Raw genomic sequence first — 7,458 nt, forward strand, 5'->3', positions numbered from 1 at the left:
CCAGAAACGAAGCCTCTGGCGAGCGGCGGCCTGCAAGGTGCGGGAGCAACACGAAGTAAGCGACCGTGGGGGCTATTCAGCCGCCCCGCTCCATGGCTTGGCGATGCCGTTCGACAAACTCCTGGTAGGTGTCGATGCCGCGCAGCTGCAGGATGACATTGCGCACCGCCGCCTCGACCAGCACCGCGATGTTGCGGCCGGCCACCACCTGGATGATCACCTTGCGCACCGGAATGCCCAGCACGTCCTGGGTCAGCGGCTCATAGGGGATGCGTTCGTACTCGCGCTCCAGCGTTTCGCGCCGCACCAGGTGCACGATGAGTTTGAGCCGCATTTTGCGCCGCACCGCCGTCTCGCCAAAAATCGCCTTGATGTCGAGCAGGCCGATGCCACGCACTTCGAGCAGGTTCTGCAGCAGCTCCGGGCAGCGCCCTTCGATGGTGGTCTGGTTGATGCGGTACAGGTCCACCGCGTCGTCGGCCACCAGGCCGTGCCCGCGCGAGATCAGCTCCAGGCCGAGCTCGCTTTTGCCCAGGCCCGATTCGCCGGTGATCATCAGGCCGACGCCGAGGATGTCCATGAACACGCCGTGCATGGAGGTGCGGTCGGCAAAATGTTTGGACAGGTAGGCGCGCAGCACGTCAATCACAAACGCCGCCGACTCCTGGGTGGCAAACATCGGAATCTGGGCGCGTTCACACATCGACAGCAGCGTGTCAGGCGCCACCTGGCCGTCGGCAATGATCAGCACCGGCGGCTCCAGCGTGACAATGCGCGAAATGCGGCGGGCGCAGTCTTCCGGGCTGCCGTTGCTCAGGTAAGCGACTTCGCGCTCTCCGAGCAGCTGCACACGGTAGGGATGGATGTAGTTGAGGTAACCGACCAGGTCGGCGCCGGAACGGGCCGCACGCACGGCGACCTCGTCGAAACGCCTCTCCGAGGCGCCCAGCCCGGCCACCCATTCCCACTTCAACGCGGCGCGGTGGTCCTCAAACAGGACGTCGGCGCTGACGACGGTGGGCTTCATGCCACTGGACGGGAAGGGGTCTGCGTCACGGTCACGGTCACGCGCGCGGGGTCAGGGGCTGACGGCGTGGCTGGACTGCCAGGAGGCAATCAGCTGGTGCAGCGCAGCCGCGTCGGTGCTGGCCTTGATCTGCTCGCGCAAGGCGCTGTCGCTGAGCAGTTCGGCGATTTCGGACAGGATCTCGAGGTGTTTCTGGGTGGCCGCCTCCGGCACCAGCAGGAAAATCAGCAGCCCAACAGCCTGCTCGTCAGGCGCGTCAAAGCCGATCGGGGCGTGCAGCTGGAACACCGCCGCCATCGGGGCCTTCAGTCCCTTGATGCGTCCATGCGGAATGGCCACGCCGTGGCCAAGCCCGGTCGAGCCCAGCCGCTCACGCGCGAAGAGGCTGTCGGTGATCAGCGCCCGGTTCAGTCCGTGCAGGTTTTCAAACAGCAGGCCGGCCTCTTCAAAAGCACGCTTTTTGCTGGTGGCCTCGACACTGACCAGAACCTGGGTAGGGGGCAATATTTGCGAAAGACGGTTCATAACAAGGTTGGGGTCGCCGAATTATGCACTTTCGTGTGCATGGCGGCCATCCGGGCCATAAAAAAGGCCGCCTGATTGCAGAGGCGGCCTTCGGGGAGGGCGCTGGAGGCAGAGGGGGGTGGCACGTTCGCCGGCCGCCGCCTGCCTTGTTGCTTACATCTCCCGCTTGGCAGTCACGTGGTGGTGATCCTGGGTTTTGGTCTTGTAGCGGCCGACCTGACGGTCCAGCTTGTCAGCGAGGTCATCAACCGCTGCATACAGGTCCGCATGCGAGCTTTCGGCGAACAGGTCGCGTCCCTTGACATGCACATTGCACTCGGCTCTCTGGCGCAACTCCTTTTCCTTCATGTTATCCACCGTCAAAAGAACCTTGACATCCACCACCTGGTCAAAATGCCGCGTGATCCGATCCAGCTTGCTGGTCACGTAGCCGCGCAAGGCGGGGGTAACTTCAAGGTGGTGACCGCTGATCGTCAAATTCATAAAGAGACTCCTTTTCCATGGCTGGAGGGGGGTTAAAAACACCGCCCTGGCAGGCGTGCCGGGCGGCGGACGGACAACTCTCTTGTTTTCACTATGCGCCCGAACCGGGGCAAACGCAACCGTGCATCGCAACAAAAAATGAAACGGTCGGAAAAGGTCCTTGACCCCGCGCGGGGAACCTGCCGCCAGGCCGGAAGAGGTAGTGAAATCCGGGCCAAAATGCCATAATCGCAGCTTGGTCAATACGGAGAAATCCTTGGAAAGCAGCCCCAGTCGCTAGCTTTCAGCACCGCAGACTGACGCCAGCGTCATCCCGGGGTTGAAAGCGATGCCACCATCCACAACCCCGCCAACGCCGGGCAGACGCCTGCCCGGTGCCGGCGCCCCCAAACCGATTGGGAGCCAGTCATGCTCAATATTTTCACGCTCGCCAACGGGCGTCTGTTCCAGGAAGAGATCGAGTCGCTCGAAGAACTCTCCCGGTTCCAGCCCATCTGGGTCGACCTGGAATCACCGACGCTCGAAGAAAAACGCTGGATCAAGCAGTATTACGGCCTGTCGATTCCGGAAGACGTGATGGACGAGGACATCGAGGAGTCCGCGCGTTTTTACGAGGAAGACAACGGCGAACTGCACATCCGCTCCGACTTCCTGATCGCCGACGATGAAGAACCCCGCACCGTGCGGGTCGCTTTCATCCTGAACCTGGTCAATGACAACCTCAAGAGCAAGGGTGTGCTGTTTTCGATCCACGACGAGGACGTGCCGGTGTTCCGCCTGCTGCGCATGCGCGCGCGCCGGGCGCCGGGCCTGATCGAAGACGCCAAGGAAGTGCTGCTCAAGCTGTTCGATGCCGACGCTGAATACTCGGCCGATACCCTGGAAGGCATTTACATCGACCTCGAAAAGGTCAGCACCAAGGTGCTGTCGGGCGATGTGACGGACGTGATGGCCGGCGAGGTGCTGGGCGCCATTGCCCGCCACGAGGACCTGAGCGGACGCATCCGCCGCAACGTGATGGACACGCGCCGCGCCGTGAGTTTCATGATGCGCAGCAAGATGCTGAACAGCGAGCAGTTCGAGGAGGCGCGCCAGATTCTGCGCGACATCGACTCGCTGGACTCGCACACGGCTTTCCTCTTCGACAAGATCAACTTCCTGATGGACGCCACGGTCGGTTTCATCAACATCAACCAGAACAAGATCATCAAGATCTTCTCGGTGGCCAGCGTGGCCTTGCTGCCGCCCACGCTGATCGCCAGCGTGTACGGCATGAACTTCAAGCTGATGCCGGAACTCGACTGGGCGCTGGGCTATCCGTATGCGCTGGCCCTGATGGCGGCCAGTGCGGTGGTACCGATGTGGTACTTCCGGCGGCGTGGCTGGTTGAAATAGCCCCCACGGTCGTTCGCTTCGCGTAACTCCCTGCCCCCCGAGGGCGCCGCTGCGCCTGCGGGCCGGCAAAGCCGGGCCCGCGGCCCTGGCTGGCATGAAGAGTCCCCACGGCTGCCCGCGGTAGTCGGCTCGCCCTGCGTTTTTAGTCAAATCGATCTCCAGCCCTTATTGGACGGACGTCAGCAGCTACTTTATTGATAGCGACAACAAAAACCGCTCAACAATGGCTTGCGCGTAGTGGCTGGCTACCTCGTCCACAAAGCGGGCAAAGTCGACATGCGCACTGTCGTCGGCGCGGTCTGAAATCGTGCGCATGGCGGCAAAGGGCACGCCGTAGTCCAGGCAGACCTGGGCCACGGCGGCGCCCTCCATCTCGACGGCGAGCACCGCATGTCCGGCCCCGGCCAGCGTGGCCTGCAGCGCGCGCGATTCCTGCGCGCCCGAAACAAAACGGTCGCCGCTGGCCAGCAGCCCCTGGTGCACGCGGGCCTGCGGGAATCGCTGCATCGGCTGGCGCGCGTCGGCCGAAGCCAGCGCCGCGCAGGCCGCCGCATGAAGCTGCGCGGTGAGGGCCACATCGCCGTCGAAACGGGCTTTGCCGTAAAACGGCACCTCATACCGGGGAAACAGCGGCGAGACATCGAGGTCGTGCTGCAGAAAATCGGTTGCCACCACCACATCGCCGACCTGCACACCCTCGCCCACCCCTCCCGCGACGCCGGTAAACACCATGCGCCCCACGGAAAATCGCTCGATCAGTGCTGTCGCCGTGGTGGCCGCGGCCACCTTGCCGATTTTTGACAAGGCCAACACCACCGGCTGGCCATGCAGTTCCCCCTGCCAGAACTCCCGGCCGGCGTGACTGGTCTTGTGCGCGCCGCGCAACAGGTCGATCAGGCCATGCTGCTCTTCAGCCAGCGCGCTCAGAATGGCGGTAGGTTTCATCACCCGAGTGTGCCCGAACCCCGACATGAAACAAAAAAGGCGACCTGAGTCGCCTTTTTTCCGCCGCCGTTTCCGGCCTGTGTCTCGCTTCCTGTCGCTCCGGCATGACCAGCCCTGCCAGCAGGGCAGTTGTCAGCCTGCGCTGAAAGAAGCAGGACTCTGTCTTACTTCTTGTCGCGCAACTCCCTGCGCAGGATCTTGCCGACCGGGGTTTTCGGCAGCTCGGTGCGGAACTCGACCACCTTGGGCTGCTTGTAACCGGTCAGGTTGGTCTTGCAGAACTCGCGCACCTGGGCCTCCGTCAGGTCCGGGTTCTTCTTGACGATGACCAGCTTGACGGCTTCGCCGGACTTGTCGTCCACCACCCCGACGCAGGCGCATTCCATCACGCCTTCCATGCCGGAGACCACGTCCTCGACTTCGTTGGGGTAGACATTGAAACCGCTGACGAGAATCATGTCCTTCTTGCGATCCACGATCTTGAAGAAACCGTGCTCGTCGACAATGCCAATGTCGCCGGACTTGAAGTAACCGTCGGGCGTCATGACCTTGGCGGTTTCGTCGGGCCGCTGCCAGTAACCGGCCATGACCTGCGGGCCCTTGATGGCGATCTCGCCGGGCTGGCCGGTCGGCACCTCGTTACCGTCGTCATCAAGCAGCTTGAACCAGGTGCCGGGAATCGGCACCCCAATGGTGCCGGTGAAGGCCTTGCTGTTGGTCGGATTGCAGCTGGCCGACGGCGAGGTTTCCGACAGGCCGTAACCTTCGCAGATCGGGCAGCCGGTTTTCTCCAGCCACAGCTTGGCCACCGCGCTTTGCACCGCCATGCCGCCGCCCAGCGAGATCTTCAGGTGTGACCAGTCCACGGTGTTGAAGTCCGGGTGATTGGCCAGGCCGTTGAAAAGCGTGTTGACCGCCGGGAAGCTGTGCACCTTGTGTTTGGACAGCTCCTTGAGCACGGCCGGCAGGTCCCGCGGGTTCGGGATCAGGATGTTCTTGCCACCGGTACGCATGCCCAGCATCATGTTCACCGTGAACGCGAAGATGTGGTACAGCGGCAGCGCGCAAACGTAAGTCGGCTGCACACCCGACGCCATGCCGGCCATGGCCGGGCCATTCCACGCTTCGGACTGAAGCACGTTGGCGATCACATTGCGGTGCAGCAGCACTGCGCCCTTGGAAACACCGGTGGTGCCGCCGGTGTACTGCAGCACCGCCACATCGTCAGGCTTGATGTCGGGGCGCTTGAGGCTGCCGCGCGTTCCCTGGGCCACCGCGTCATTGAAACGCACGGCGCCCGGCAGGTTGAAGGCCGGCACCATTTTCTTGACGTTGCGGACCACGTAATTGACGAGCGCGCCCTTGAGCACGCCGAGCTGATCGCCCATCGCCGTGAGCACCACATGCTTGACCGGAGTGTTCGCAATGCATTGTTCCAGCGTGTTGGCGAAGTTTTCGATGATGACAATCGCCTTGGCGCCCGAATCCTTGAGCTGGTGCTCGAGCTCGCGCGGGGTGTACAGCGGATTGACATTGACCACCACAAAGCCGGCACGCAGGATGGCGGCCACTGTCACCGGGTATTGCGGCACATTGGGCATCATGATGGCGACACGCTCGCCCTTGACCAGCCCCAGTCCCTGCAGGTAAGCCGCGAACGCCTGCGACAGGCTGTCCGTCTGGCCGAAGGTGACCTCCTTGCCCATGAAGCTGTAGGCGACGGCGTTGGCGTTTTTCGCAAAGCTCTCTTCCATCAGAGCCACCAGCGAGGCGTACTGGGACGCATCGATGTCGGCAGGAACGCCTGGAGGATAGGCGCTCAGCCAGGGGCGGTCTAGGGTGGATGCATTCATGCTTGTCTTCTCCAGATGACGATTGAACAACTGCCACGGATTGTCGTGGCGCGACCCTCTGCGGGGCTATTGCGTTTTCCCTTAGGAAGCGGCCAACTCAGAAGGAAAACCCCTCCAACTCACGTCTTGTGCGCGGAAAAAGCGGCGAACGGCCGGCGGACTACTCAATCGCCTTGCCCATGTCCTCAATCACCTTTTTCGCATCGCCGAAGACCATCATGGTTTTGTCCATGTAGAACAGTTCGTTGTCCAGCCCGGCGTAACCGGCAGCCATCGAACGTTTGTTGACAATGACGGTCTTGGCCTTGTAGGCCTCGAGAATCGGCATGCCGTAGATGGCGCTGCCTTTGACATGGGCGGCTGGGTTGACGACATCGTTGGCACCCAGAATGATGGCCACGTCAGCCTGGCCGAACTCGGCGTTGATGTCTTCCATTTCGAAGACCTGGTCGTAAGGCACCTCGGCCTCCGCCAGCAGCACGTTCATGTGGCCCGGCATGCGGCCCGCTACCGGATGGATCGCGTATTTGACGTTGACACCGCGCTCGGTGAGTTTCTGCGCGAGTTCTTTCACCGAATGCTGGGCACGCGCCACCGCCAGGCCATAACCCGGCACGATGATCACGGTCTCGGCATTACTCAGGATGAAGGCCGCGTCGTCGGCCGAGCCGGACTTGACCGGACGTTGCTCCTTGGCACCGGCGGCCGCCGTGCCCGCCTCGCCGCCGAAGCCGCCCAGGATCACGTTGAAGAAGGAGCGGTTCATCGCCTTGCACATGATGTAGGACAGGATGGCGCCCGACGAGCCCACCAGCGAGCCCGCCACGATCAGCATGGCGTTGTTCAGCGAGAAGCCGATGCCGGCCGCCGCCCAGCCCGAGTAGCTGTTGAGCATGGACACCACCACCGGCATATCGGCACCGCCGATCGGGATGATGATCAGCACGCCCAGCACAAAGGACAGCGCCAGCATCGCGAAAAACGCGGTCCAGTTGCCGGTAAACATGAACACCAAGCCCAGCGCCAGCGTGGCAATACCCAGCACCAGGTTGAGCATGTGCTGGCCGGCAAAGGTGACGGGCGCGCCCTGGAACAGGCGGAACTTGTATTTGCCGCTGAGTTTGCCGAAGGCAATCACCGAGCCACTGAAGGTGATGGCGCCGATGGCCGCACCGAGGAACAGCTCCAGCCGGTTGCCGGCCGGAATCGCCGCCGTGGGCAGGCCCGCGG

The 7,458-nt window shown here is 62.7% G+C and carries 7 protein-coding genes; 1 reads left to right on the forward strand and 6 read right to left on the reverse strand.

The features are described from left to right. Positions 1 to 76 precede the first annotated feature (76 nt). From hprK to raiA, 3 genes are all read right to left on the reverse strand, one after another. Positions 77 to 1,027, reverse strand: coding sequence for an HPr(Ser) kinase/phosphatase (gene hprK / locus PSV33_RS04540; RefSeq protein WP_300515887.1), 951 nt, complete (start codon positions 1,025 to 1,027; stop codon positions 77 to 79). 51 nt (positions 1,028 to 1,078) lie between these two features. After that, positions 1,079 to 1,552 carry a PTS sugar transporter subunit IIA gene (locus PSV33_RS04545; RefSeq protein WP_300559222.1) on the reverse strand — a complete coding sequence of 158 codons (474 nt, stop codon included), beginning with the start codon at positions 1,550 to 1,552 and terminating at the stop codon, positions 1,079 to 1,081. Between the two features lie 153 nt (positions 1,553 to 1,705). Continuing rightward, positions 1,706 to 2,035 carry a ribosome-associated translation inhibitor RaiA gene (gene raiA, locus PSV33_RS04550; RefSeq protein WP_300515881.1) on the reverse strand — a complete coding sequence of 110 codons (330 nt, stop codon included), beginning with the start codon at positions 2,033 to 2,035 and terminating at the stop codon, positions 1,706 to 1,708. A 408-nt stretch (positions 2,036 to 2,443) separates the two neighbouring features. On the opposite strand from raiA, the gene corA reads away from it, so the two are divergent. After that, positions 2,444 to 3,430, forward strand: a complete 987-nt coding sequence (gene corA / locus PSV33_RS04555; protein ID WP_300559225.1) for a magnesium/cobalt transporter CorA — start codon at positions 2,444 to 2,446, stop codon at positions 3,428 to 3,430. Between the two features lie 186 nt (positions 3,431 to 3,616). Here the strand turns inward: corA and PSV33_RS04560 are convergent, their stop codons facing one another. From PSV33_RS04560 to PSV33_RS04570, 3 genes are all read right to left on the reverse strand, one after another. Further along, positions 3,617 to 4,375 (reverse strand): 5'-methylthioadenosine/adenosylhomocysteine nucleosidase, encoded by a 759-nt coding sequence (locus tag PSV33_RS04560; RefSeq protein WP_300559227.1) that lies wholly within the window; start codon positions 4,373 to 4,375, stop codon positions 3,617 to 3,619. Between the two features lie 164 nt (positions 4,376 to 4,539). Continuing rightward, on the reverse strand, positions 4,540 to 6,228 hold the full coding sequence (locus PSV33_RS04565) for a long-chain-fatty-acid--CoA ligase (RefSeq protein ID WP_300559229.1): 1,689 nt from the start codon (positions 6,226 to 6,228) through the stop codon (positions 4,540 to 4,542). A 160-nt stretch (positions 6,229 to 6,388) separates the two neighbouring features. After that, positions 6,389 to 7,458: NAD(P)(+) transhydrogenase (Re/Si-specific) subunit beta (locus tag PSV33_RS04570; protein WP_300559231.1), on the reverse strand; the 1,070-nt coding region annotated here is incomplete at its 5' end.

This window comes from Polaromonas sp. (assembly GCF_029945895.1).
GTDB lineage: Bacteria > Pseudomonadota > Gammaproteobacteria > Burkholderiales > Burkholderiaceae_C > Polaromonas.

Coding starts and splice junctions, on each gene's coding strand:
- corA (WP_300559225.1), top strand. CDS start 2,444: ATGCTCAATATTTTCACGCTCGCCAACGGGCGTCTGTTCCAGGAAGAG.
- PSV33_RS04545 (WP_300559222.1), bottom strand. CDS start 1,552: ATGAACCGTCTTTCGCAAATATTGCCCCCTACCCAGGTTCTGGTCAGT.
- raiA (WP_300515881.1), bottom strand. CDS start 2,035: ATGAATTTGACGATCAGCGGTCACCACCTTGAAGTTACCCCCGCCTTG.
- hprK (WP_300515887.1), bottom strand. CDS start 1,027: ATGAAGCCCACCGTCGTCAGCGCCGACGTCCTGTTTGAGGACCACCGC.
- PSV33_RS04560 (WP_300559227.1), bottom strand. CDS start 4,375: ATGAAACCTACCGCCATTCTGAGCGCGCTGGCTGAAGAGCAGCATGGC.
- PSV33_RS04565 (WP_300559229.1), bottom strand. CDS start 6,228: ATGAATGCATCCACCCTAGACCGCCCCTGGCTGAGCGCCTATCCTCCA.